20 protein-coding genes are annotated in these 23,695 nt (G+C 41.3%); 13 read left to right on the top strand and 7 right to left on the bottom strand.

Going from position 1 to position 23,695, the window contains the following annotated elements:
• The first annotated feature begins 5 nt into the window (after nt 1–5).
• The 9 genes from mazG to B4K11_RS13610 all read left to right on the top strand — a co-directional run bounded on the left by mazG (nt 6) and on the right by B4K11_RS13610 (nt 10,811).
• Nucleotides 6–845: a nucleoside triphosphate pyrophosphohydrolase gene (gene mazG, locus B4K11_RS13650; protein WP_292954537.1), complete on the top strand. Its 840-nt coding sequence runs from the start codon at nt 6–8 to the stop codon at nt 843–845.
• The gene (locus B4K11_RS13645; protein ID WP_292954534.1) at nt 846–1,226 is read left to right on the top strand and encodes a hypothetical protein; all 381 of its coding nucleotides are present in this window, start codon (nt 846–848) and stop codon (nt 1,224–1,226) included.
• Between the two features lie 268 nt (nt 1,227–1,494).
• Entirely contained in the window at nt 1,495–4,104 is a 2,610-nt protein-coding gene (gene ppc, locus B4K11_RS13640; protein ID WP_292954532.1) for a phosphoenolpyruvate carboxylase, read from the top strand.
• A 291-nt stretch (nt 4,105–4,395) separates the two neighbouring features.
• Nucleotides 4,396–5,055 (top strand): adenylate kinase, encoded by a 660-nt coding sequence (gene adk / locus B4K11_RS13635; RefSeq protein ID WP_292954529.1) that lies wholly within the window; start codon nt 4,396–4,398, stop codon nt 5,053–5,055.
• A 197-nt stretch (nt 5,056–5,252) separates the two neighbouring features.
• Nucleotides 5,253–6,263 (top strand): ferrochelatase, encoded by a 1,011-nt coding sequence (hemH, locus tag B4K11_RS13630; RefSeq protein WP_292954526.1) that lies wholly within the window; start codon nt 5,253–5,255, stop codon nt 6,261–6,263.
• Nucleotides 6,264–6,265: 2 nt separating this feature from the next.
• Entirely contained in the window at nt 6,266–7,003 is a 738-nt protein-coding gene (gene rlmB / locus B4K11_RS13625; RefSeq protein ID WP_292954523.1) for a 23S rRNA (guanosine(2251)-2'-O)-methyltransferase RlmB, read from the top strand.
• A gap of 212 nt (nt 7,004–7,215) precedes the next feature.
• The gene (locus B4K11_RS13620; protein ID WP_292954520.1) at nt 7,216–8,094 is read left to right on the top strand and encodes a hypothetical protein; all 879 of its coding nucleotides are present in this window, start codon (nt 7,216–7,218) and stop codon (nt 8,092–8,094) included.
• 92 nt (nt 8,095–8,186) lie between these two features.
• Complete coding sequence (locus tag B4K11_RS13615; RefSeq protein ID WP_292954517.1) at nt 8,187–9,281, top strand: GGDEF domain-containing protein; 1,095 nt, start codon at nt 8,187–8,189, stop codon at nt 9,279–9,281.
• Nucleotides 9,282–9,563: 282 nt separating this feature from the next.
• The gene (locus B4K11_RS13610; protein WP_292954514.1) at nt 9,564–10,811 is read left to right on the top strand and encodes a DEAD/DEAH box helicase; all 1,248 of its coding nucleotides are present in this window, start codon (nt 9,564–9,566) and stop codon (nt 10,809–10,811) included.
• Between the two features lie 46 nt (nt 10,812–10,857).
• Here the strand turns inward: B4K11_RS13610 and B4K11_RS13605 are convergent, their stop codons facing one another.
• Complete coding sequence (locus tag B4K11_RS13605) at nt 10,858–11,181, bottom strand: YciI family protein (protein ID WP_292954511.1); 324 nt, start codon at nt 11,179–11,181, stop codon at nt 10,858–10,860.
• A 231-nt stretch (nt 11,182–11,412) separates the two neighbouring features.
• Here B4K11_RS13605 and B4K11_RS13600 point away from each other — a divergent pair, with 231 nt between their 5' ends.
• A complete protein-coding gene (locus tag B4K11_RS13600; RefSeq protein WP_292954508.1) occupies nt 11,413–12,024 on the top strand; it encodes a glutathione S-transferase family protein in 612 nt (203 codons plus the stop codon).
• Nucleotides 12,025–12,109: 85 nt separating this feature from the next.
• Here B4K11_RS13600 and B4K11_RS13595 read toward each other — a convergent pair whose 3' ends face one another.
• Together B4K11_RS13595 and B4K11_RS13590 are read right to left on the bottom strand one after the other, a co-directional pair.
• Complete coding sequence (locus B4K11_RS13595; protein WP_292954505.1) at nt 12,110–13,285, bottom strand: acetate/propionate family kinase; 1,176 nt, start codon at nt 13,283–13,285, stop codon at nt 12,110–12,112.
• A gap of 2 nt (nt 13,286–13,287) precedes the next feature.
• Nucleotides 13,288–14,223: a bifunctional enoyl-CoA hydratase/phosphate acetyltransferase gene (locus tag B4K11_RS13590; RefSeq protein WP_292954502.1), complete on the bottom strand. Its 936-nt coding sequence runs from the start codon at nt 14,221–14,223 to the stop codon at nt 13,288–13,290.
• 338 nt (nt 14,224–14,561) lie between these two features.
• Here B4K11_RS13590 and B4K11_RS13585 point away from each other — a divergent pair, with 338 nt between their 5' ends.
• Nucleotides 14,562–16,037: a response regulator gene (locus B4K11_RS13585; RefSeq protein WP_292954499.1), complete on the top strand. Its 1,476-nt coding sequence runs from the start codon at nt 14,562–14,564 to the stop codon at nt 16,035–16,037.
• 259 nt (nt 16,038–16,296) lie between these two features.
• On the opposite strand, the gene B4K11_RS13580 is transcribed toward B4K11_RS13585, so the two are convergent.
• Complete coding sequence (locus tag B4K11_RS13580; protein WP_292954496.1) at nt 16,297–18,399, bottom strand: sensor domain-containing protein; 2,103 nt, start codon at nt 18,397–18,399, stop codon at nt 16,297–16,299.
• A gap of 203 nt (nt 18,400–18,602) precedes the next feature.
• Nucleotides 18,603–18,950, bottom strand: coding sequence for a hypothetical protein (locus B4K11_RS13575; RefSeq protein WP_292954493.1), 348 nt, complete (start codon nt 18,948–18,950; stop codon nt 18,603–18,605).
• Nucleotides 18,951–19,349: 399 nt separating this feature from the next.
• Between B4K11_RS13575 and B4K11_RS13570 the strand changes: the two genes are divergently transcribed.
• Together B4K11_RS13570 and B4K11_RS13565 are read left to right on the top strand one after the other, a co-directional pair.
• Nucleotides 19,350–20,384 carry a DUF2333 family protein gene (locus tag B4K11_RS13570; RefSeq protein ID WP_292954490.1) on the top strand — a complete coding sequence of 345 codons (1,035 nt, stop codon included), beginning with the start codon at nt 19,350–19,352 and terminating at the stop codon, nt 20,382–20,384.
• A 141-nt stretch (nt 20,385–20,525) separates the two neighbouring features.
• Nucleotides 20,526–20,990: a PilZ domain-containing protein gene (locus tag B4K11_RS13565; RefSeq protein ID WP_292954487.1), complete on the top strand. Its 465-nt coding sequence runs from the start codon at nt 20,526–20,528 to the stop codon at nt 20,988–20,990.
• A gap of 101 nt (nt 20,991–21,091) precedes the next feature.
• Here the strand turns inward: B4K11_RS13565 and B4K11_RS13560 are convergent, their stop codons facing one another.
• Nucleotides 21,092–23,041, bottom strand: a complete 1,950-nt coding sequence (locus tag B4K11_RS13560; RefSeq protein ID WP_292954485.1) for an ATP-binding protein — start codon at nt 23,039–23,041, stop codon at nt 21,092–21,094.
• Between the two features lie 207 nt (nt 23,042–23,248).
• Complete coding sequence (locus B4K11_RS13555) at nt 23,249–23,617, bottom strand: histidine triad nucleotide-binding protein (protein WP_292954482.1); 369 nt, start codon at nt 23,615–23,617, stop codon at nt 23,249–23,251.
• Between the last annotated feature and the right edge of the window lie 78 nt (nt 23,618–23,695).

The raw sequence follows: 23,695 nt of genomic DNA, 5'->3' as shown, positions 1-23,695 counted from the left end.
GGAATATGAGTATGTCAAAAGAAGTGATAAAAGAATATTCAGTCGATGATCTGCTCTACTTAATGTCTCGTTTACGGGATCCGAAGGGTGGTTGTCCTTGGGATCTTAAACAGGATTTTAGGTCGATTGTTCCACATACATTGGAAGAAGCTTACGAAGTTGTAGATGCGATAGAGCGACAAGATTGGACTCATCTGAATGATGAGTTGGGTGATCTGCTTTTTCAAGTTATTTTCTATGCTCAGTTAGGTAAAGAAGAGCAGTATTTCGATTTTTCAACCATTGTCTCTAACTTAGTGACTAAGTTGGTAAGACGGCACCCTCATGTCTTTCCGGATGGTACTTTACATTCACCTCCTGCTGAAAAAGCGTTAACAGACGCTGAGATTAAACAGAACTGGGAGCGGATTAAGCAAGAGGAGCGCTCGGGTAAAGAAACTCAAAAAAGCAGTCGTGTGTTGGATGATATCCCCAATGCTCTACCAGGTTTAACACGCGCAGCTAAGTTGCAAAAAAGAGCCTCTCAAGTCGGCTTTGATTGGAATGATGCTGAGTTAGTGCTGGATAAAATTGAAGAGGAGTTAGCTGAGTTGCGTGAAGCGATTCAGTCGGGTGATAAGGCGGCGGTTGCAGATGAAATGGGCGATATGATCTTTGCTCAGGTGAATCTTGCGCGTCACCTGAGCGTCAACCCAGAAGATGCATTGCGTGGAACAAACCAAAAGTTTGAACGCCGTTTTGGCTTTGTAGAGGATCAAGTCGTTGCTTCAGGTAGAAGCTGGGCCGATTTTACATTAGATGAGCTTGACCATTTTTGGGATCAAGCTAAAGAGAAAGGTTTATAGATGTTACCTAATTATTGGGTTCTTATCGCTTTTGTCGGCATTGTTATTTTTGGCCTATGGCATTGGAAACGTGGCAATAAACAGATTAATGAATTAAAGGGCAGCGGCTTTACTGTCAATGTGGATCTCAATGGGGCACCTCAGCTTTTATTGGATGAACAGGACAAATCCTTAGCTGTGGTAAAGTCTGAATCTTTTGATGTTTTTAAGTTGTCTGATATCGCAAAAGCGGAATTGCTTGATGATAAAAAAGCTCAAGTAAATAGTAACTATCGTGTAGCTATTTACTTAGCGAATCAAAGTGAGCCTGTTGCGCGGATTCGTTATGAGAGTGAGTGGATTGCTCAAGACCGATTAAAGACACTGCAGTCTTATTTATAACAAGGCTTCTGTAATTTACCTTGTGCTCATATCTGTGAAATAAGGCCCTTTATTTCACTCTAAGCCTGCGAATGTAGTACTGAATTCGCAGGTTTCACCCTTTTGCTACATTAGAGTAAAGTCATTATTAATAAACTGTGATGCTAAATCATGGTTTGATTCTGCTCCTTTAATAGAACTAATAGTCTGAAATTCATGTATTTTTATTATTTCTTATGGGGTAGCATCGAAAGAAGGATTTGCTATTTTTCAGCGTTAGGAGAGGTATATGACCGATCTGCATGAAGCTCTACGCGATGACGTACGAATGCTAGGCTCTAGCCTAGGAGAGACGATAAAATCTCATCTAGGCGATGATATATTTAGAAAAATTGAAAAGGTAAGGTTGCTAGCCAAAGAGGGTCGCAATGAAGCTCAGCCCGAGCATGAGGAGCTGTTACAAGCTTTACATGATCTGAGTGAAAACGATGTCCTTCCGCTAGCTCGAGCATTTACCCAATTTTTGAATCTTGCCAATATTGCTGAAGAGCATCACAGGGTACGCCGTCATTTAGAAGTAACAGATGTATGTACACCCGATTCCCTTTGCACTTTGTTTGCTCAGCTTCGCCAGAAAGGCTTCTCTCCAAAGCAGGTGGCTGATGCATTCAGTAAAATGCAGATAGATCTCGTTTTAACCGCTCACCCTACGGAAGTTAACCGCCGTACACTGATTCAAAAATATGATGATATTGCGGAATGCCTATGTCGACTTGATCGAGGCGAAGAAAACGCTCAGCACCGCTTAGATGAACTTATTCGCCAGATTTGGCATACCGATGAGATTCGGCAGCAACGACCTACTCCAGTAGATGAAGCTAAGTGGGGTTTTGCAGTGATTGAAAACTCGCTTTGGTCTGCAGTCCCAAAATTTTTACGCCGTCTGGATGCCCAGTTACATGAAACCTTGGGCGAAAATCTACCTTTAGATTGTTCTCCTATTCGTTTTGCTTCTTGGATGGGGGGAGATAGAGATGGTAACCCTAACGTCACAGCAACTGTTACCGCTGAGGTGCTTCTTTTGTCACGTTGGATGGCGGCAGACCTTTATCTTAATGATATTGATGATCTGCGTGCTGAACTGTCGATGTCTCAGGCGAGTAAAGAGCTACGTGATAGGGTAGGGGATTGTTCAGAACCTTACCGTAAACTATTAGGTGAAGTTCGAGAAAAGCTTGTTTCAACTAAGAACTGGGTTGCTCGTCAGCTTAAAGGAAAAACAGAAAAAGAAGCCGATATTTATCTTCTTGACCAAGAGCTACTTGATCCGCTCATGATGTGTTATCGCTCTCTACAAGAGTGCGGTATGGGGATTATTGCTGAAAGTGCCTTAGAAGATATTATTCGCCGAATCGCTTGTTTTGGTTTAACGCTGGTAAAACTGGATATTCGACAGAGTTCAGATCGACATGCTCAGGTATTTGAGGAACTCTCGCAGTTTTATGGCTTAGGTTCATATAATGGCTGGAGTGAAGAGGGGCGCCAATCTTTTCTTTTAAAAGAGCTACAAAGCCGCCGACCATTGTTACCTAATAATTGGACCCCCTCATCTGAGGTGCAAGAAGTACTTGATACTTGCCAAGAAGTTGCAACTGCAGAAAAAAGTGCTTTAGGCTCGTATGTCATCTCTATGGCGAGCCAACCCTCTGATGTATTAGCGGTGATTCTGCTTCTACGTGAAATGGGTATAAGCCACAATATGCGTGTGGTGCCATTATTTGAGACTTTATCCGACTTAGATAATGCGCGTGATTGTATTGATGCTTTACTGAATGTGGATTGGTATAAAGCTTACACAGAAGGTCATCAAGAGGTCATGATAGGCTATTCTGATTCCTCGAAAGATGCGGGGCAGTTAGCGGCCGCTTGGGGGCAATTCAAAGCACAAGAAGCTTTAACTCAGTTATGTAAAGATCACGGCGTACATCTCACCTTATTTCATGGCCGAGGCGGCACAGTTGGTCGAGGTGGCGGCCCAAGTCATACTGCTATCTTGGCTCAACCACCAGGGTCTGTAGATCATAGTCTACGTTTGACCGAGCAAGGGGAAATGATTCGTTTTAAATATGGCATGCCCGATTTGGCTGTGCGTAACCTTGAGTTATGCACAGGGGCTGTATTAGAAGCGACTTTAAATCCAGCCCCAGGTCCAGAGCAAGCTTGGCGTGAGCAGATGGAAATTATGTCGAAGCGAGGTTTGACGGAGTATCGAGCCATTGTTCGTGAAGATTCAATGTTTGTACCGTATTTCCGTGCAGCAACACCTGAACAAGAACTCGCTAAATTACCGTTAGGATCAAGACCGGCTAAGCGTAAACAGGATGGTGGTGTTGAGAGTTTGCGTGCGATCCCTTGGATCTTTGCGTGGACTCAGATACGACTCATGTTGCCTGCATGGCTTGGAAGCGATAAAGCATTAGATGAAGCCATGAGTGGCAGTAGTGCTGAGCTAGTTAAGCAGATGTATCAACAGTGGCCTTTCTTTGGTTCAACAATTGATATGTTAGAGATGGTATTAGCTAAAAGCGATACCAATATAGCGGCTTACTATGATGAGCGTTTAGTCTCTGAGGAACTGATCACTTTAGGTTCGAGTTTAAGAGGGCGCTTACTCAACATTGTATCGATCATTAATGGTATTAAAGGTCAGGATTCTCTATTGCAGGGCAATCCGGTAATTAGGCAGTCCATTGATGTACGTAATCCCTATATTGATCCGCTACATTTTTTGCAAGCCGAGTTGCTAAATCGTGACCGAAATAGGCCGGATCAGCGTCTAGAACAAGCATTAATGGTTACTATGGCGGGTATTTCAGCAGGAATGCGTAATACAGGTTGATTCTAATAGGGGATAATTACTGTTGCGCGTTAAGCTAATTGGTAATCTATCCCTTTGTTTTTTAAAGGTTAGTGTGTTGCATTTTATGTTTCAAAAATGTTTTACTGTCGTGTTAACGAAACTTTAGTTCTGGGTTGGTAGTGCTAATGTCGAATTGTTCGACATCTAATGCGTGGTATTGTCCGGCATAAGCATTTTTTAGCTAAAAGAATTTTACGTTTTCGATAGCTCATAAGAGGTCGGAAACTATCACTTTTTCATTTTTAAACTTATAAGTTAGGAGTTTCCTGTATGCGTATGATCCTTCTGGGCGCACCAGGCGCAGGTAAAGGTACTCAGGCACAGTACATTACAGAAAAATATGGCATCCCTCAGATCTCTACGGGTGATATGCTACGTGCTGCCGTTAAAGCGGGTACCCCTCTAGGTGTTAAAGCCAAAGAAGTAATGGACGCAGGCCAGCTTGTATCTGATGAGATTATCATCGGTCTAGTTAAGGAGCGTATTACTGAAGCTGATTGCGAAAAAGGTTTCTTGTTCGATGGCTTCCCTCGTACAATTCCTCAGGCTGATGCATTAAAAGATGCAGGCGTGAAAATTGATGCGGTTGTTGAAATCGATGTAGAAGATGCTGAAATTGTTAAGCGTATGGCAGGCCGTCGTGTACACCCTGGTTCTGGTCGTACTTACCACGTTATTTTTAACCAGCCAAAAGTGGAAGGTAAAGATGACGTTACTGGTGAAGACCTAATTCAGCGTGCTGATGATGCTGAAGATACAGTTCGTGATCGTTTGAACGTATACCATGATCAGACAGCTCCACTTATCAGCTACTACAAAGCTTGGGGCGAAAAAGACGCTGCAAGTGCTCCTGCATACGTTTACGTACCAGGCGTAGGTTCAGTTGAAGATATTCGTGATCAAGTTTTTGAAGGTCTAAGCAACGCTTAATCTTCTGATCTGGTTACATTTAAAAACCGTACTCTTATGAGTACGGTTTTTTTATGCCTAGAACTTCACTACGGGGTGCTTTCAGCGCTCTTTTTTTATATATAGGTCGCTTTTTGTTCTCATAGCCTGACATGGCTATAGGCTTTTGCTTGGAGTTTCGGGATAATCACGGGCTTACTTAGAAGGAATATTACTGAATGAGTCAATCCGGAAAAGCCGCCGTCGTTTTAGTCAACCTTGGCACGCCAGATAAAGCTGAGCCCGGTGCTGTACGCCGTTTTTTGAAAGAGTTTTTATCGGATCAGCGTGTAGTTGAAGGTAAAGGCCTGCGTCGTTTGCTTTGGCTTTCTGTTTTGAATGGCATTGTTTTAAATATTCGACCGAAAAAAGTAGCTAAGGCTTACGCGAGTATCTGGGAAGATGATTCCCCGATGCGTAAGATCTTAGACAAGCAGGTTGCTGAATTACATCTATTATTGCAGCAACAATACGGTGATCATGCGCCGGATGTTTTTTCAGCAATGACCTACGGTAAACCAGGGTTATCTCAGCGTTTAGAAAAGTTATCCTCAAGCGGCTATCAGAAGATTTTGCTGGTTCCTATGTACCCTCAGTATTCAGCAACAACAACAGCACCTATTTATGATTTGGTAGCTCGTTATCAGCTTAAGCAGCGCAGTGTCCTTGATATTCGTATTGTAAACTCTTATTACGATCATCCTGCTTATATCGCGGCTTTAGCAGGTCAGATTCAAGAATTCAGAGATGAACAGGGCAAAGCGGATAAACTCATACTGTCTTATCACGGTATACCCAAAGAGTATGCAGATAAAGGTGACCCCTATCCGGAACAGTGCCACCAAACCTCAGTATTATTGGCTGGAAAGATGGGGATGGCCGATACTGAGTGGATGACAACGTTTCAATCTCGCTTTGGGCCTGCTCAATGGATGGAACCCTATACAGATAAAACACTTGAGGCGTTGCCTGCAAAGGGTGTTAAAAATATTCATATTGTCTGCCCAGCATTTTCAGCTGATTGTCTAGAGACACTGGAAGAGATAGCGATAGAAAATCGCGAGGTGTTTCTGGAAGCAGGTGGTGATAGTTACGATTATATTCCTGCATTAAATGCGCAGGCCAGTTTTATTGACCTTTTGGCTGCTTTAGTAAAAGAGCAAGCAGGTGATTGGGTTGGAGAGCGTTAAACATGCAGTATGAACATCTATTTGGTATCCATGCGATCAATACTGTTTTAAAGCGTGATCCAAAACGTATACAGCGGATTTTGATCTTAAAAGGTCGTAAAGACGAGCGTATGCATAGCCTGTTTGAAACGGCGATGAGCCATAAGATTCAGGTTGAACAAGTAAACAAACGTGAACTTGAAGAGCTAGTAGAGGGTGGTGTTCACCAAGGTGTTGTTGCCTTTTGTAAGCCTATCCCTACGCGTACTGATAAGTATCTAGAAGAATTACTGGATAATCTAGATGAGCCGCCTTTCTTGTTAGTGTTAGACGGCGTAACGGACCCGCACAACCTTGGAGCGTGTTTACGTACAGCGGATGCAGCGGGTGTACACGCGGTGATCGCGCCTAAAGATAAGTCTGCACCACTTAATGCAACAGCATCTAAAGTCGCGTGTGGTGCAGCTGAAGCAATACCTTACGTGTTAGTGACTAACTTAGCGCGTACTTTAAAGAGTTTACAAAAGCGTGGTATCTGGACTACCGGAACAGCGGGTGAAACTGACTTAGATGTCTATAATGCTAACCTAACAGGGCCTATGGCGCTGATTATGGGAGCGGAAGGGCAAGGGATGCGTCGCTTGACCCGTGAACACTGCGATCAGTTGGTAAAAATACCCATGGCAGGGGAGGTTAGTAGCCTTAACGTATCTGTTGCGACTGGGGTTTGTTTGTTTGAGGCCGTAAGACAGCGCGGGTGATTGAGCTGTATATAGAACCTTAATATGGGTTTTTCTTACTGTTATTGCAATAATATTGGTTCAATTCAATATCATCGTTTCTTCTTTACTGATAGCACTTTATTAAAACAATGTAGCTTCTATACATGTGGAAAGTTAGGTACGCTTTTAATGATCTGAAGGCTTTTTAGTCTATTATGTATAGTGACTAATTGAATTTGAGCCATCATATAATGAGCGCCCTTAACTGTGTTTTTCTTCTAATTTTATTTGTTTTTTTTACTGGAAGGGTTAATGCCGAAGCAACTATCTTTCATTACCGCATAGGTGAAAGTAATAATGATGTTCGGTATGAGTATGATTTCGCTGCGCTAAAATTAGCTTTAGATAAAACAAAAGCTCAGTATGGAGAGTACGAGCTGAAAGCGATCCCTTCTGTGAACATTCCTCGAGCCATAGAGTATGCAAGGAAAAATACTTTTCAAAATTTATTTATTAAGCTGAGTTATGAAAAAAGTTATGACTCGATGCTAAAATATGCGCACTTTCCTGTGGATTTGGGTGTCGTTGGGTTTCGAGTTTGTTTTGTATCCCCTTTGGGTAAAGAATTATTGAAGAGTGTAGAAAACCTTGATCAATTAAAGTCATTGAGTCATGTCCAGGGAAGTGGGTGGAGTGATGTTGAAATACTTAGATTTAATGGATTTAAAGTGGAAACTGCTTCAGGGTACGAGAATTTGTTTCGGATGATTGCAGCAAATAGAGCTGATCTATTCTGCCGTGGTGCAAATGAGATATATGATGAGTACCGTATTAGAACATCAATTGAAAATTTGAATTATGACACAAGCATGGCAATAGTGTATCCACTACCACGCTTTTTCTATACTAATATTCGAAACGTCGAGGCGGCTAAAAGAGTGACTAAAGGCTTGGAAAGAGCTTATAGTGATGGAAGCCTAGTTTCTTTATGGGAAAAATATTATGGAGAGAACTTTAAATTTTCGAATTTGAAAGAGCGGCGAATTTATAGAATTGAAAATCCATTGTTAAATGGTTTGGAATCTCATTTCCAGAAGTATCTTTATCCACCACTAAAAGAGCTTAAGTGATATAAGCCTCATTCTTTTTACTCATTAAATCGTACTCTAACGCTACAATATGAATAGAAAGACGTAAATTTATCCAAGGCTTGAGGGCAATTATGGATTTGTATGTTAGGAAGGCTGTGATTGGGGTTTTTGCAAAAAACATCATGATTACAGGACTCATTAGTCTAACATTATCATTTATTCTATCTATACAGCTTATCAAGCAGCTTTCGGATATTAGCCTATACCTGTGGCTTGGTTTGTTGGTATTTGTATATGTTATAAGGTTTACTTTATCAAAACGCATGCTGAAGGACTTTAATCAGCACGTTGCTATGATTAGTTTTAGAGTCGGCTGTTTGTTGTCAGGGTTGATATGGGGGTGGTGTGGTTTTTTCTTTTTTCTTGATGTTGATACCGTAACGAGGATTTATATTTCATTTACTCTCGGAGGATTGGCAGCTGGCGCTTCGTCGTCGTTATCAGCAGACAAATATTCTTTTTTGCTTTTTACTTTACCGGTGCTTGTTCCAAATATAGTCGCTAACTTTATTATTGGCTCTGAAGAGTCTATTGGTATGGCCTTGATGTTGGTCCTTTTTCTTGGGTTTATTACTTTTAGCAGTAAAACTATGGGGGCTACTTTAATTGAAAATTTATCGCTAAAGCAAAAAGCAGAAAAAAGTGAAAAGGAAGTTAGGAGGTTAGCTTACTACGATCAACTTACGGGGCTACCGAATCGCTTTTTATTTGAGGATCGTCTTAATCAAGTCTTAAAAAAGCACAAAAGAGATAAAAATAAATTTTCCCTTTTGTTTCTAGACTTAGATGGTTTTAAGTGTGTTAATGATAACTATGGTCATCGTGCAGGTGATCAATTATTGAAAGAGCTGTCTTGGAAATTTCAAGGTACTATAAGAAATGAAGACACGATAGCTAGAATAGGTGGCGATGAGTTTGTAGCGATACTACAAAATATTACTTCTGATGGGGCTATTGAAGTGTCTCGAAAACTTTTAAAGGCAGCTTGCTCCCCGGTATGTATTTCTAATGATCAAGTTCAAGTATCTGCCAGTATTGGTGTGGCGATATATCCCGATCATGCACTAACTGTTGATGATCTTTCAATTAAGGCTGATAAATTCATGTATCTAGCAAAGGAAAAGGGTAAAGGTACAATGGTTATGGGTGATATGATTTACGTATGAAGTCTCGTACCGTTGTTCATCGTAGACTAAGTTTTTATCGTGCTTATACTTAATCAGTGATAGGTGGGTTTTTATATATAATAGTTGATGTGCTCAACGGTATTATTCAGTATGACTTCTTTGCTATTTAATATGTAAATTTATTTCAATATGATTAGTACTATCAATGTGTGTCGCTTTTAAATAGTATGCGCGTTCGTTGATGCCTACTTAAATAGTATCATAGAGCGATGAAATTGGTTTAATCTGGTTTCATCGCTTTTGTTTTTACTGAGAGCGCTTATGTTTCCCGATATTGCACTGAATCCTGATCTTGAAAGTAATCTTAAATCTGCGGGTTATAGTGAAGCGACTGAGGTACAGCAGCAAGCAGTACCTTTGTTATTAGAAGGTCAGGATCTGTTGGTCAGTGCTCCGACAGGTAGCGGTAAAACGGCGGCTTACCTTATCCCCATGATTCAAAGTTTAGTTGGGGAAAGTTCACCTAAGAAGCAACCTCGCGCGTTAGTCTTAGTTCCTGTACGAGAGTTAGCAGAGCAGATTGCTCAGCAGTTTGAAAAACTGGCAGATGGATTAGATCTGAAAGCGGTCTCATTGGTGGGTGGACAGGATTTTAAAGTTCAAGAACGAAAACTTGCTTCGGCTGATGTTGTTATAGCAACGCCAGGGCGTTTGTTACCTCATTTAGAAAACCAGTCTATTGAGTTGGATAGTTTGGACTTTTTAGTTCTAGATGAAGCGGACCGAATGCTTGAAACAGGGTTTAAGGATAGTCTGAATCAAATAGTTTTGTTATGCCCTGAAGCGCGCCAAACGCTTTTGGTCTCCGCTACTTTACCTTCTGCTATTCGTTCGATGGCGGGTGAAATTTTAGATCATGCTGAGTGGGTTCAAATAGGGCAAAAACGTGAAGCTGCTGAAACTATTACGCAGTATTTAACGCTCTCAGATGATGTTTCTCATAAAGATAAGCAGCTGTGCTGGTTACTGCAAAATGAAACGTATAATAAAGCGATTGTTTTTAGTAACAGTAAAACCCAAGCAAGACGCTTAGATGGTTATCTGCGTTACCATAAGCTAAAAGCAGCGTTGTTGCATGGTGATGTTCAGCAGAAAGGACGTTTTGCCACGATTGATGGTTTTCGAAAAGGCACAACGACAGTATTAGTGACGACCGATTTGGCTTCGCGTGGGCTTGATGTTGAAGGCGTCGATCTGGTTATCAATTTTGAGATGCCACGCAAAGGTGATGTTTATCTGCATCGTGTGGGACGTACAGGAAGGGCAGGGGAAGAGGGGCGCGCAATTTCATTGGTTGATGCGACCGAGTGGAATTTAATGTCCTCTGTAGAGCGATATATCAAAACTCGTTTTCGTCGTAAGTTGATCGAAGGGCTTGTCGGTGATTATAAAGGTCCGAAGAAACTGAAAGCATCGGGTAAAGCTGCAGGAGTTAAAAAGCGTAAAAAGTCTGCTTCAGGAAAAAAAGGGCCTAAGGCTAAAGGGAAGAAGGGCAGCGCTAAAAAATAAGTGCCATTTTCTCTTTTTGAAGAGTTCTAACTGCTAGAATTTAGAACTATTGATGAGGAGGCATCTGTACAATTTCGGATACCTCTAAGCTTCCTTCTATATCTAAGAAAGGACAGGCCTGCGCGATTTTTAGCGCCGCCTCCATTGATTCAGCCTGAATCAGTGTGAAACCTGACATATTTGTTTTACCTCCATCGCTGACAGTTCCGTCAGGACCAACAACACAACTACTTTTGAGTGGATTTGCAGGGCTAATTGCTGCATCACCCAGCTCACTTAACCATGCCATATATTTAGCAAAATGTTGTTTGCCTTCTTCAGGGGTTGCGGGTTGATTTCCGCCTAAGTAGGTCAGTATAAATTGAGGCATGATCTTTCTCCTTTTGTTTTTTGTTAATTCCATTGAGTTACAGCGTTATTGATTGTGGCGGGTATTTCTAATTTTGGCAATTTCCCTTTTTTTTAATAGCTAAAGAGTTTTGACTAGATTCTGCTTTGGTTATTAAAGTGGCTGTTGCTATGATGCAGGGACGCTTTTTTTAATTGAGCCAGTAGCTTGGCTTATTAAAGTTGGGCTTATTAATTATTTATAGGAAAATTGATGTTAACAATATACGGAAGTCCCAAGTCTAGTGCAGGTCGTTGCTTTTGGTGCTTAGAAGAGGCAGGTGTTGCTTATGAAACTAAGTCTATTGATTTTCGAGCGAAGGAGCATAAGTCAGAAGCCTTCCTTCAGGTAAACCCAAATGGAAAAGTGCCTGCGTTGTTAGATGGTGAATTCACCATCTGGGAATCTGTAGCAATTAACAACTATATTGCTGATGCATATAAGCCTGAGTTACTGGGATTAACGGCTAAAGAGCGTGGCTTGATTAGTCAGTGGAGTATCTGGTCTGTCGCTGACCTACAGGACCCTCTGATTAAAGTCTTTATTCAGTTGGTGTTTGTTCCAGAGCCTAAGCGTGAAGAGGCCGTAATTGCTCAGTCACTAGAAAAACTACCTGCTATCTTGGGCACATTAGAAAAAAGCTTAGAAGGTAAACAGTACCTTGTGGGAGACAGGTTTACATTAGCTGACCTTAATGTCGCGTTCGTTGTCGGTATTAGTGATGATATTAAGTTTGATTTATCTGCTTATACAAATATTAATCAATGGCGAAATCGCATTGCTGAAAGAGAAGGAACGAAACGTTATAAAGCCTTATGTGCTTAATGATCTAGATTCTTAAAACCATCCCTTGAACGATTATTGTTTTATATCGTTCAAGGGACGGGTTTCAAATGCTATTTTAAGAAAACTAGGTTAACTCTAGAGCATGTGTAGCTATCATTGCTTCTTCATTGGTTGGAATAACGCGTACTTTTACGTTTGAGTCTGGGGTGCTAATTAAGCATTCTGAAGATTGATTAGCCTCTTCGGAGTAAGTCAGTCCTAACCAATGGCAGCGTCGTAGTATTCTTTGTCTTACATCCGCATCGTTCTCACCAACACCGCCCGTGAATACGAGTTGTTCTAACCCTTCTAACGCTGCAGATAAACGGCCAATTTCTAAGGCGGCTCTGTAGCAAAACATCTCTATAGCTTCTTCCGCTTCAGCTTGATTTGACTGATGGAGTTGGAGCATGTCACTGCTGATTCCTGATACTCCAAGCCAGCCGCTTTTCTTATAGATAAATGCTTCGAGTTCATCGGTGGTCATATGGTAATGACGCTGGAGGTAGAGTAAGACGCCAGGATCAAGGTTGCCACAGCGGCTTCCCATTGGGAGCCCATCAACAGCGGTAAATCCCATTGATGAGGCGATAGATTTCCCGTCTTTGATCGCACACATACTGGCGCCTGCGCCTAAATGGCAAACTACTGTATTTAGTGGCATTTCTTCAAGTTGATCTAACTGGCGCTGTATAAATTCATAAGAAAGACCATGGAAGCCATATCTATGCACGCCTTCTTCAGTGTACTTGCGTGGGATCGCATAGTTTTGTTCAAGAGCTGATTGATTAGAGTGAAACATCGTATCAAAACAAGCGACTTGAGGGAGCTTTGGTGCCAGCGCCCGACAGGCTTCTATTAACTTTAAGTTAAAAGGCTGGTGAAGTGGCGCGAGAGGGATTAAGGCGCTGAGTTGCTCGATTAATCGATCATCAATAAGCTGAGGTTCGTCAAATGTACTGCCGCCATGAACGACTCTATGGCCTATAGCCTTAAGTGTATTATTTGGCAGCGTATGTTCTAACCATGTCAGCACCGCATTTAAGCATGCCTGGTGCCTCCCTTCTGCAGGGATCTCACTAAAGTCAGGTGTGCTGTTTTCAACAACCGTTCCCGTTTTATCGATAGCTTTAAAAGAGGCGTCATTTAAAATGTTGCCTAGTTTAAAATTGTATAGGAGCGAGAATGTCTCGTTTTTTAGTTCGAAAAGAGCACATTTTAGGCTTGATGAGCCGCCATTAACCGTCAGAATCGTATGCATAATTATCTGTTTCTATGGTGAACCATGTGTGAGGCTAGGGCGCAGGAAGCCAAACGAGCGAGTGTTTTATCTGCGCGGCTGGTCAGAATAATAGGTACTTTGGCGCCTAATGCTATGCCCGCAGACTTTGCGTTTGCTAAATAGATTAGCTGTTTAGCAATCATATTGGCTGATTCTAAATCAGGCGCTAGCAAGATATCGGCATCCCCTGAAACGTCGGAGACGATATGTTTATCTATCGCTGCTTGCTGGGATATTGCATTATCGAAAGCTAATGGACCATCAATGATACCACCAGTAATCTGTTCACGATCAGCCATTTTGCAAAGTGCTGCAGCATCAATCGTACTAAGTATGTTTGGTTTTACTTTTTCGACTGCGGAAAGAATAGCAACTTTCGGGCTTTCTACTCCTAATGCTCGACAGAAGTCGATAGCATTCTGAGTTATATCTCTTTTACAGTTCAAGTCTGGCGCAATATTAATGGCCGCATCTGTAATGATAAGAGGTTTATGGTAATTAGGCACATCGAATACAAATACATGACTCAGGCGGCGCTCTGTACGTATCCCTTTAGTTTTGTGAACAACCGCGCGTAACAGTTCAGAAGTACCAAGGTGACCTTTCATCAGTGCTTCAGCATCGCCTTTTTTAACAAGCTCACACGCCAATTCTGCAGCCGCATGGCTGTGTTCAGTATTGATCAGTTCAAAGTCACTGATATTAAGGTTCTGTTCTTCAGCTACCGCCCTTATTTTATTTTCCGGACCTACTAAGGTGGGAATAATAAGGCCATGCTCTGCGGCTTCAACCGCGCCAATAAGGCTGTTGTTATCGACAGGGTGCGCAACAGCAGTACGAATAGGGCGAGCTTGTTCCGCTTGCTCTATAAAAAACTCTAACTGGTCATGTAGTGGTGGCTTATCTTGAATAACCATAAAAACCTCGGGATCCTAAAAAGTATTGTGTAGATACCCATACTGAATAACTGGCGTTACGTTAAAAGATATCCTAACTATATGACTCCATTATGACGCAATGCAGCATAAATGCCACTGATCTAAATCACGTGGAGGTAACACTATGAAAATATTAATTTTTTCGGATGTTTTAATGCGGGCTTTACTGCATTATTTCATATGTTATTCCAGTTAATAATTGAATTTTATTTAAAGTAGCCTAATGTTTAGTAGAGAATTTTTTATTAGTGATGTTATAAAAGAAGACTATAAATCACCTTCTTTTAATAAGGCTTTTATTTCTGGAGTGTAAAAGGATGCAGCAAACCATATTTGTGGTTGATGGCAGTTCAACAATAAGGACATTTTATAAGGCGGTGCTTGAAGGCGCAGGCTATCGCGTGAAGCTGCACCAAACGGGTGAAAGCTGCCTTAAAGATCTTGGTCACTCCATTCCTGATTTAATTCTAATGGGAGCAGAACTTCCAGATACTGAGTGTGTAGCATTATCCGGGAAGATAAAATCTCAATCTGAATTCTTATTAGTACCTATTATTGTTGTCTCTTCCATACGATCTATGGAACTGAAGCGTAGTTGTTTTCAGGCGGGTGTGACTGATTTTATACTCAAAAATTGCACGCAGGCTTTTCTATTAGAACGTGTTAACAATGTTATTCAGCGTAAAGAAACACTGCAGTTTTGTCAGCACATCTCCGGTGAGCGCTTTAATGTTTTAGTGGCTGAGGACAGTCTTGCTTTATTGGCATTATATGGACAGATGCTTGAGCAGTTAGGATGTAGCCCAATTCTTTGCCCTAATGGACAAGAGGCGTGGCGAGAGTTACAGAAGCATGATGATATTGATTTGATTTTGACTGATATTGAAATGCCAGAGATGGATGGACGTGAATTTACACATTTAGTTCGTTCTTGCTCAACCTATGATCAAATACCGCTGATTGTTGTTACCCAGCATGATCAAGAAGAGTTGCTGTGTGAATTATTAAGTGATGGTGCTAATGATTATATTACTAAGCCGTTTAGTCACGAAGAGCTTAGAGCGCGTGTAGGGTCACATCTAAGAACTCGACATCTATATAAAGAGCAACAAAGGCTGAATAAGGAATTAAATGAGATTAATGCTTGCTTAGAGGATCGTATTAGGGAGCGTACGCAGGATCTCTATGAAGCAAACTTAGAAACCATTAAAAAGCTGGCTCTGGTTTGTGATTATAAAGATTTAGATACAGGTAACCATATCAACCGTGTTAAATCTTACTGTGAAGAGTTAGGTAAAGCGATTGGGTTATCCCCTGAGGTTGTTCGTAGGCTTGGTTATTCAAGTATGATGCACGATGTAGGGAAAATAACGACACCTGATAATATTCTTAATAAACCGGGTTCTTTGACCGAGGATGAATGGAGTATTATGCGGATGCACCCTAGTGCCGGTTCAAAAATATTGGGTGATAGCTCCTTTTTTAATATGGCTCGAGATATAGCGCATTACCATCATGAAAAGGTTGACGGTTCGGGTTATCCAAAGGGGCTGGTTGGAGATGAAATTCCTCTCGCTGCTCGCATTGTTGCGGTTGTTGATGTGTTTGATGCACTCGTATCAAAAAGGAGTTACAAGGACGCTTGGAGTGATGAAGAAGCTATAAGTGAACTCAAGAGAATTTCAGGCTCTCATCTAGATAGGCGTTTAGTTGATGTTTTCTTATCCTTATTGGAAGGGGATGATCTTAATTATATTCGTCAGCAATACCCAGAAACAGAGGATCGAATTTAATTTTGTTTTTGTGTGGATTCTGTTCAGTTATGTATTGAGAGGTAAGGTTACAGACTAAGGATAAGTGCAAGGGTAAGTATTTTCAGTCTTGAAAATCCATTTTTCATTGATGTTCTAATCGCATTCCTACGTTGCGGCTGCAGTTACAAGCACCCTTGCGGGCTTAGCAGCACCCTTGCAGGCTCAGTGCCTCCCTCGTTACGAGCAAGTTAAAACTCATGAATAAGCAAGTTAAACGGGGGCTTTATTTTTTTCCCGTTTATTTAGTTCTAAATCCTACGGTTGTTGGAAGATTTTCTGTTTCAATTAGCGTAATAACCTCTGATCGAGGAATGGGTTTACTGAATAAATACCCCTGGCCAATATCACAGCCATATTCCTGTAACATCGCCAACTGATCTCTGTCTTCGATACCTTCCGCAACTACTTTCATTTTTAACGCGTGAGCCATCGATATAATGGTACGCGTTAGGGTTGCATCGTTGTTGTTAAAAACCATGTCTTTCACAAATGCGCGATCTACTTTTAGGGTGGAAACTGGGAACGTGGTGAGATAACTCAATGAGCTATAGCCCGTTCCAAAATCATCGATTGTCAGTGAGGTACCCAACTCAAGCAGTTTTTCTAACCGAGGAAGAAGCTTATTAATGTTCTCGGCTAAAAGGCTCTCTGTAATTTCGAGTTCAAGTGTACTTGGGTCAACACCTGTTTCATTGATAGCGTTGCTGACCATATCGATAACACTGTCATCATTTAGCTGTCGGATAGAAAGGTTCACAGCCATGCGTAACATACGGTCACTAAACTTTTGAAACTCTATTAGATCGTTACAGGCTTGATGGAGGGCAAACTCTCCTAAGGCACTAATTACACCTATCTCTTCAGCTATTTCGATAAACTCTACGGGGCTGACCGGGCCTAGGACGGAGCTTTTCCATCGCATAAGTGCCTCAAACCCGATGATCTGCCCTGTATTCACATCATTTTTGCTTTGGTAAACCATTTGAATTTCATTGTGCTGCAATGCTGTACGCAATTCAGATTCAATGGCGTGTTTACGTTTTAAGCGCCGATCTAAGTCGTGATTGAAAAAGCTAAAGCAATTACGACCATATTTTTTAGATTCAAAAAGAGCTATATCAGCAAATTTGATTAAGCCCACAACATCATTGTTGTCTTCAGGGTAGCGTGAAATACCGATACTTACCGATATGAAAATCTGCTTACCTTCGATCAGCACCGGAGTTTCAACATCTTTGAGTATTTGATCAGCTAGCTTTGTTACCTCCTTTTTATCGCTGTATGTGGCGTATACAAGGAATTCATCACCGCTTATGTGACATATTTTGGCTTTGCCTTTGCAGCTTTTAAGTAACCTTGCGGCAACTAATTGCAATAATTGATCGCCAACCATATGGCCGAAGGTATCGTTCACGTTTTTAAAGTTGTCTATATCAAGATATAACACAGCAACTTTCTTTTTATCTTTCCAGGCGGTTTGTAACTCTTTCGTAAGATTTTGATTGGTTCTACGGCGGTTAGGAAGTCCTGTAAGGGGGTCAAAGTTTGCTTGCTTGAATAGCTCAGCTTCTGCTTGTTTACGGCCACTAATATCCTGTACAACTGTGACATAGTGGGTGATTTTATCATTTGGGTTGGTGATGTGGCTGATAGAAAAAGAGTACCATTTCCCATCGTGTCCAGTTTTACGTTCGCCAAACCAGTTGCCACTAGTAGAGATCTCGTTACTTATTTTATCTATCTCATTCGTTAAAACGGTGTAAGGAGGGTAATCGATTATATTGTGGCCTTTCGCTTCATCTCTTGCGTTTGGCTTAGCGTTAGCAAGGTCAAAATGGCTATTTGCGTATTCGATGCTCCAATTGTTATCCGTTATAACTACACTGTTTGGGCTTTGCTCAATTGCTTTTGAAAGCTTATGAACATTTCCTTCTGCTTTAAGGCGCGCATCTGATATTTTGCTACTTATTTGTAGAGCAACACGATAAGCAAACAGTGCGGCTAATAGGAAAAGTGCGAATATGGCTGCCACGGGCTGCATGCGTTCGATCCACGTATGGAAAAGCTTTCCTGTGGGATGGGAATTTAAAGTTATCAGCTGATATTCAGGAATATAACCCACATTAGCTAAAACATGCTGTCCTTTAACTTCTAATGCTAGGCCTTGTTTAGTCAACCCTGATTGAAGGTTATATTGAATCGTGGAAGTGGTTTCTGTAGATAAACGCCAGCCAAATAGATCTGAAACAAACCCTCTGGGTATAGGGTAAGAAAGGCGAACTTGACCACGTTCGCCAAGTAACCAAATGGTGTTACCGTCAGGAGTGATGAGGTTTTTCATAATCGACTTATCGCCCTGTATTCGATAAAACGCAACCACGATCGACGAAACCGCCTTATTCTTATCTAATAACGGAACGTAAAATGGAAGAAATGATTCCCCTAAGATCCCCGCTTTATGTAGGTAGCCTATCTGAGCCGTTTGGCTTGTTCTAACACGCTCAATAATTGTGCTGCTTTGCTCGGATAGCTTAGGTGCGGTAATTATCCTCTACTGAGTAACGTATTGCCTTGTAGATCAATGAGTGAGTAGACTGCAACTTCATCTGTTGCCGAGCTTAAGTAATCAAATATGTTATTAACGGCTTTGGATTGTAGTTTGGGGAAGATGAAGCGAGGTTGTACTGTTTTGACGATCAATCGTGTTTGTTGGTCAAAGAATGAGAGGCTTTGATTAATAAGTGTTTGGTTTTCTTTATAGAGCTTATCTAGCTCAGTGCTTTTTACATCTTCCCAAAGGGCATAACTGAAGACTGCAAGTGCAGAAATGAGAATGACTGATAAAATCGTAAATAGAATCTTGAGTGGCTTAATGCCTTCGTTTTTACTCATTTCGTTACCTAGCTGCGGTCCGTTGCAGAAGAGTCGTGCGCATATGGTCTATGTAAAGTATTTAAAATAGTTTTATTCATGGCCGCACGTTTTCAATCACTATAGCAAACGATGTGTGTAAATTAGGGTGGTTCTACAGAAAAAGCAGATTTTGTTGTCCTAAATACTGACTTGGGTTCTATATTTGTCTTTTTTAAAGGCTGGACCTGCTGCTTTAATCCACTTCTTTTCTGGAAAATCTTATCTATAGGTGTCGAGAGCTGTGATTGAAGATAGAATAGTTATAAGCCTATGCTAGTTTTTGTGGGTACCGTGAGTAATAAACAGTTTATTGCTGAGAGATATTTGTAATTACTGCAGTCAACGCTGCAATGACGCTTTTTTAGTTGAGGGATGATCATGGGATTTTTGGTCGATTGGTGTTTAGATTCTTGGGATAACATGCCAGGCGGTAAAATTAGCCGCGCTGTTTTATCAGTTGTGCTGTTGGTGCTTGTCATATCTTTACCGCTCGGGGTTTATTGGAGTATCACACCTAATTCATTTGAGCCGGTTGATGAAGCTAAATTGGATGCCGAGACTAGAGGGGTTAAAGTCACCACAGGGTATAGCTCTGTTTATACTTTGCATCGAGTAGTTGATACTTTGCTTCATAAGCCGGGCGGTTATATCACCAACGATAAACTTCCTCCTGGTTTATGGTTGGATAATATAAGTAACTGGGAATACGGGGTGTTGATTCAGTCTAGAGATCTCGCTCGTGCAATGCGCAAAGATTTTAGTCGTTCACAGTCTCAGTCAGTTGAATACCCTGCATTGACGGTAACTGAGCCTCAATTGAATTTTGATTCAAATAGTTGGTTAATTCCGTCAACTGAATCGCAATATAAAGAAGGCTTGGAAGCCTTAGTGAGCTACCAGCTTGCTTTGGCAAATACTGAACAGTCTGAAGCGCAGTTTTTTGCGCGCGCTGATAACTTAAATAATTGGTTAGGTGATGTGCAAACGCGTTTGGGTAGCTTGTCCCAGCGTTTGAGTGCCAGTGTAGGTCAAAAGCGATTGAATACCGATTTGGCTGGAGATACTGCTGCAGAGCAATCAACTCAGGCTACCAATGAAACGGAAGTGAAAACGCCCTGGCTAGAAATTGATGATGTGTTTTATGAAGCGCGTGGGTCTGCATGGGCCTTGTTGCACATATTGAAAGCTATTGAACATGATTTTGGTCCTGTATTGGATAAAAAGAATGCGAGAGTTAGCTTACGTCAAATCATCCGAGAGCTTGAAGCGACTCAGGAAACGGTATGGAGCCCTGTTATTTTAAACGGCGGGGGCTTTGGGCTTTTTGCTAATCACTCATTAGTTATGGCCAATTATATATCTAGAGCGAATGCTTCTATTATCGATTTGCGAGAGCTGCTTGCGAACGGTTAATCACAAATACCCGCTCAGGGAATTCTTTTAATTAGGAATTGTTGACTGAGTGTTCAAACTTGGGCGTGAATAGGGAGCAAATAGCTCCCTATTTTTGTTTAAGGTCTACACTTAATAATATGTGTAGAGAGGAGAGTTGTTATGCCTCGACGTTTTATTAGACACCCTGCAAGTATACCCATACAGATTTTTAGCCCTGATTCTGCCCATCAGTGCTTATCCGAACTATCATCTTCTCATTCCTCTAAAACCGGCGCGCAGCAGGTGAGTACCTGTGATGTCAGTGCGGGTGGTTTGTCCTGCGTATCTGATAGATTAATGAATGTAGGGGAGGCTGTAGAAGTTGAGATCTCCCTCGATCATCCGCCGTTCAAAACGATAGGTCATATCGTATGGTGTAAAGGAGAAGGGGATCGGTATTTAATTGGCATAGGGTTTTCTGATCTAGCTACGGCCTATGCCGTTAGAATGGTTGAACAGGTTTGTTATATCGAAGAGTATCGTCAAGAGATATTAACGCGTGAAGGGCGTGAATTGAGTTCTGAAGAAGCAGCTTTAGAGTGGATCGGAAAGCATGCTGCGGACTTTCCGTCACATCATAATTAAACCACCGCCTGTGTAGGTGGTAGGTGGTTTAATTTTCACAGTTGAAAGGAGGCTTTGGGATTGCTCGGCTTAGTTATCCTAGAGTGATATTTCGTTTCAGCTTAAAAGAAAGGTTTAACTTGCAAATTTTGTTCTTTATTAATAAGCCATTCGCCATCAACCTTTGTCAAGCTGAGCCGTTTCAACGTTTTATCTTTATAGCCATTGTCTGCTTCATAAGTTATCCAAAAATCTACCTTTATATCAGAGTTGGAGTGTTGGATATTTGTAAGCTCGCTACGGGACAGCTTTATCCAGCCCGGAGAGGTTAGGGCGTCATATCTTTTCTTTAGCCAACGCTGGTGAGTTTTGTAAGCGCCGTTAAAGCTGGCCGTATAACTGTCTGAATAGATTTCATGATTCTGTGCTTGCCACGCCTCTTCCCAACGAGCGATAGCGTTAGAGGCTGCTTCTAGATCATTCATTGGTTTTTCTTTATCGCCTGAATTTGAAACGCTAACTTCAGGTTCGCTTGTTTCTGCACTGGTAATATTAAACGCTGCTTCTTTGTTAGAGTCTTGTGTACGGTCAACGTCCATTTGCTTCTCTTCAGTCTTCTCTTCAGTCTTCTCCGTGGCTGATACCACCGGTGAGTCTATGATGTTTTGGTTGACAGGAGTGACTGAGTTTTTTTGTGCAGCGTTGGGAAGTTGCTGTTGAGATTTCTCGATAATCTCGGTGGTTTTCTCATTTTTTGTCTCGAGTAATGCAATTTTGAGGCGGTTGTTTTCAACCACGGCTTCTGTGAGTTCCTGCTCTAGTAATAACAGCCGTATTTTCATCTCAGTTTGGAATTCATCTTGAGTGAGCGCTGAAATATCTTCAGAGGTTTGTTTTATCTGAGTTTGAGTGGCAGGGATTGAGGCAGTTATTTCAACATCGTTGTCAGATTTTATTTCAGACGTAATCTGAGCAGTTGCTTCAAGCTGCTCCTTAAGTTGTTTCTCGATTAGTTGCGTTTGTTCGTTTGCCGCTATGTCGCTATCTAGAATAGGTAGATCAGTATATTCAGCTTTTTCTATATTCGAAATGCTCGGGGGCGTCACAATATAGTTTGAATTATCGCTAGCGGTAGATTCCGCGAATACAGTTTGCTCAGCAGGAACGGTGTTATTTTTTGCCGCGGCTAATGCTTCTTTAGGTTTGGGGGTATCGGAAAAAAGAAAGTGATTAATGCCTACGCCAATAGCGAGAATAATAATGAAAGTGAAAGCAATGACTCCAGAATGGTTTGAATGGAGGGGTTTGTTTCCTTTTTCTGATTTATTAAAATCTCGCTGTGTAATCACATCCTTATGAATAAGGGGAAGTAAAAGCGCTTTCAGGCGGCTAATACGGCCCTCTGACTGCTCAATCATGATAAAGTCAGTGCCTATCTCATAAGGAGTAGGCTGTAGTCCTTTGATGGCAGAAAGGTAGTAGATATAACCTTCAATATCATCTGTTTGAAGAGGATCTAAGGTGACTTCAGTTTTTATCCAGTTATGAAAATCCGCTTCGGGGGTTCCTTCCGTGTGGATTACTAAATAGTCTTTTCGTACAACGACGAGTTTAATGGATCTTGCCGTTGTTTCGGAGGTCAGGCAGAGCTGTTTTAAGGTCTCTGCAATATCTGCAGATGATTCTATAGCTTCTTGGTCAATAACAACTAAGCAATATTGCCCCGCTTTTTTTGTATTTCGAAGAGCACGAATTAAGTCTTTCTTATGTTTAGGAACTTCGAGGCAGTCAGCAAGTTGGGAATAAAATTGAGAAACTTTAGTTAATTTGGAGCTAAAGCGAATAACAGGAACGCCTTTGCGTTGATAATCGCTCATCAGTTCAGAGATTAAAGTTGTTTTCCCAGTCCCTTCAACACCTTTTAGAATAACTGCATTTTGGTTATCAAGTGCATCACGTAGCGCGTAAAGTGCTTTCTTATATCCGCGATGACGGTAGGGAGCAGTATAGGAGGATTTACTTGTCTCTATTCCGTTATCATTGTCGCTTGGTTGCTGATTTTCCTTAAACATGGGCAACGCTTATTCTCTGTTATACGTGGTATTACATTATTAACTGTAATTATATTCTCTTTGGATACTACTTCCAATTACAGAGCCGTTTAGAAGGGGGAGCTATTATTAAAGTGGGTGCTTTAGCTCGGGTTTATTTTACACTTTTATTAATAAGTTTATCGGCGGCAAGCTTACATAGGTAAGCTTAACCATAACTGAGCAGCTTTAAGTGATCGATTGCTTCAGTGTATCTTGGTATGGAGGCCACCCCATCGCTTTTCCACCAAGTAGGTGTAAATGAATGTGGTAAACGGTTTGGCCACCATCTTCATTGCAATTAAAAACTGTGCGATATCCACTTTCATCAAAACCCATTTTTTTTGCGATATCAGCAGCGGTTTTTATCATATGACCCACAAGAGCTTCATCACCGGACTCAATATCGTTAAGTGTTGAAATATGTTTTCGTGGAATTATAAGCGCATGAGTAGGGGCCTGTGGGCTTATGTCATTAAACGCGAGAACATGCTCATCTTCATAAATGATCTGCGCGGGTATCTCTTTATTAATAATTTTGCAAAACAAACAGTCCATATTCTTATCTCAGTCAGGCGTTTTGCTTTGCAGTATAACGAGAATCAAGCATCTTAAAAACATCCATTATGTTAATAG

This window comes from Neptuniibacter sp. UBA6509, assembly GCA_002435145.1.
Classification (GTDB): Bacteria; Pseudomonadota; Gammaproteobacteria; order Pseudomonadales; family Balneatricaceae; genus Neptuniibacter.
Note: the sequence above shows the minus strand (reverse complement) of the source record. Positions and strands in the feature narration are given on the sequence as shown.

Coding starts and splice junctions, on each gene's coding strand:
- mazG (WP_292954537.1), top strand. CDS start 6: ATGAGTATGTCAAAAGAAGTGATAAAAGAATATTCAGTCGATGATCTG.
- B4K11_RS13645 (WP_292954534.1), top strand. CDS start 846: ATGTTACCTAATTATTGGGTTCTTATCGCTTTTGTCGGCATTGTTATT.
- ppc (WP_292954532.1), top strand. CDS start 1,495: ATGACCGATCTGCATGAAGCTCTACGCGATGACGTACGAATGCTAGGC.
- adk (WP_292954529.1), top strand. CDS start 4,396: ATGCGTATGATCCTTCTGGGCGCACCAGGCGCAGGTAAAGGTACTCAG.
- hemH (WP_292954526.1), top strand. CDS start 5,253: ATGAGTCAATCCGGAAAAGCCGCCGTCGTTTTAGTCAACCTTGGCACG.
- rlmB (WP_292954523.1), top strand. CDS start 6,266: ATGCAGTATGAACATCTATTTGGTATCCATGCGATCAATACTGTTTTA.
- B4K11_RS13620 (WP_292954520.1), top strand. CDS start 7,216: ATGAGCGCCCTTAACTGTGTTTTTCTTCTAATTTTATTTGTTTTTTTT.
- B4K11_RS13615 (WP_292954517.1), top strand. CDS start 8,187: ATGGATTTGTATGTTAGGAAGGCTGTGATTGGGGTTTTTGCAAAAAAC.
- B4K11_RS13610 (WP_292954514.1), top strand. CDS start 9,564: ATGTTTCCCGATATTGCACTGAATCCTGATCTTGAAAGTAATCTTAAA.
- B4K11_RS13605 (WP_292954511.1), bottom strand. CDS start 11,181: ATGCCTCAATTTATACTGACCTACTTAGGCGGAAATCAACCCGCAACC.
- B4K11_RS13600 (WP_292954508.1), top strand. CDS start 11,413: ATGTTAACAATATACGGAAGTCCCAAGTCTAGTGCAGGTCGTTGCTTT.
- B4K11_RS13595 (WP_292954505.1), bottom strand. CDS start 13,285: ATGCATACGATTCTGACGGTTAATGGCGGCTCATCAAGCCTAAAATGT.
- B4K11_RS13590 (WP_292954502.1), bottom strand. CDS start 14,223: ATGGTTATTCAAGATAAGCCACCACTACATGACCAGTTAGAGTTTTTT.
- B4K11_RS13585 (WP_292954499.1), top strand. CDS start 14,562: ATGCAGCAAACCATATTTGTGGTTGATGGCAGTTCAACAATAAGGACA.
- B4K11_RS13580 (WP_292954496.1), bottom strand. CDS start 18,399: ATGAAAAACCTCATCACTCCTGACGGTAACACCATTTGGTTACTTGGC.
- B4K11_RS13575 (WP_292954493.1), bottom strand. CDS start 18,950: ATGAGTAAAAACGAAGGCATTAAGCCACTCAAGATTCTATTTACGATT.
- B4K11_RS13570 (WP_292954490.1), top strand. CDS start 19,350: ATGGGATTTTTGGTCGATTGGTGTTTAGATTCTTGGGATAACATGCCA.
- B4K11_RS13565 (WP_292954487.1), top strand. CDS start 20,526: ATGCCTCGACGTTTTATTAGACACCCTGCAAGTATACCCATACAGATT.
- B4K11_RS13560 (WP_292954485.1), bottom strand. CDS start 23,041: ATGTTTAAGGAAAATCAGCAACCAAGCGACAATGATAACGGAATAGAG.
- B4K11_RS13555 (WP_292954482.1), bottom strand. CDS start 23,617: ATGGACTGTTTGTTTTGCAAAATTATTAATAAAGAGATACCCGCGCAG.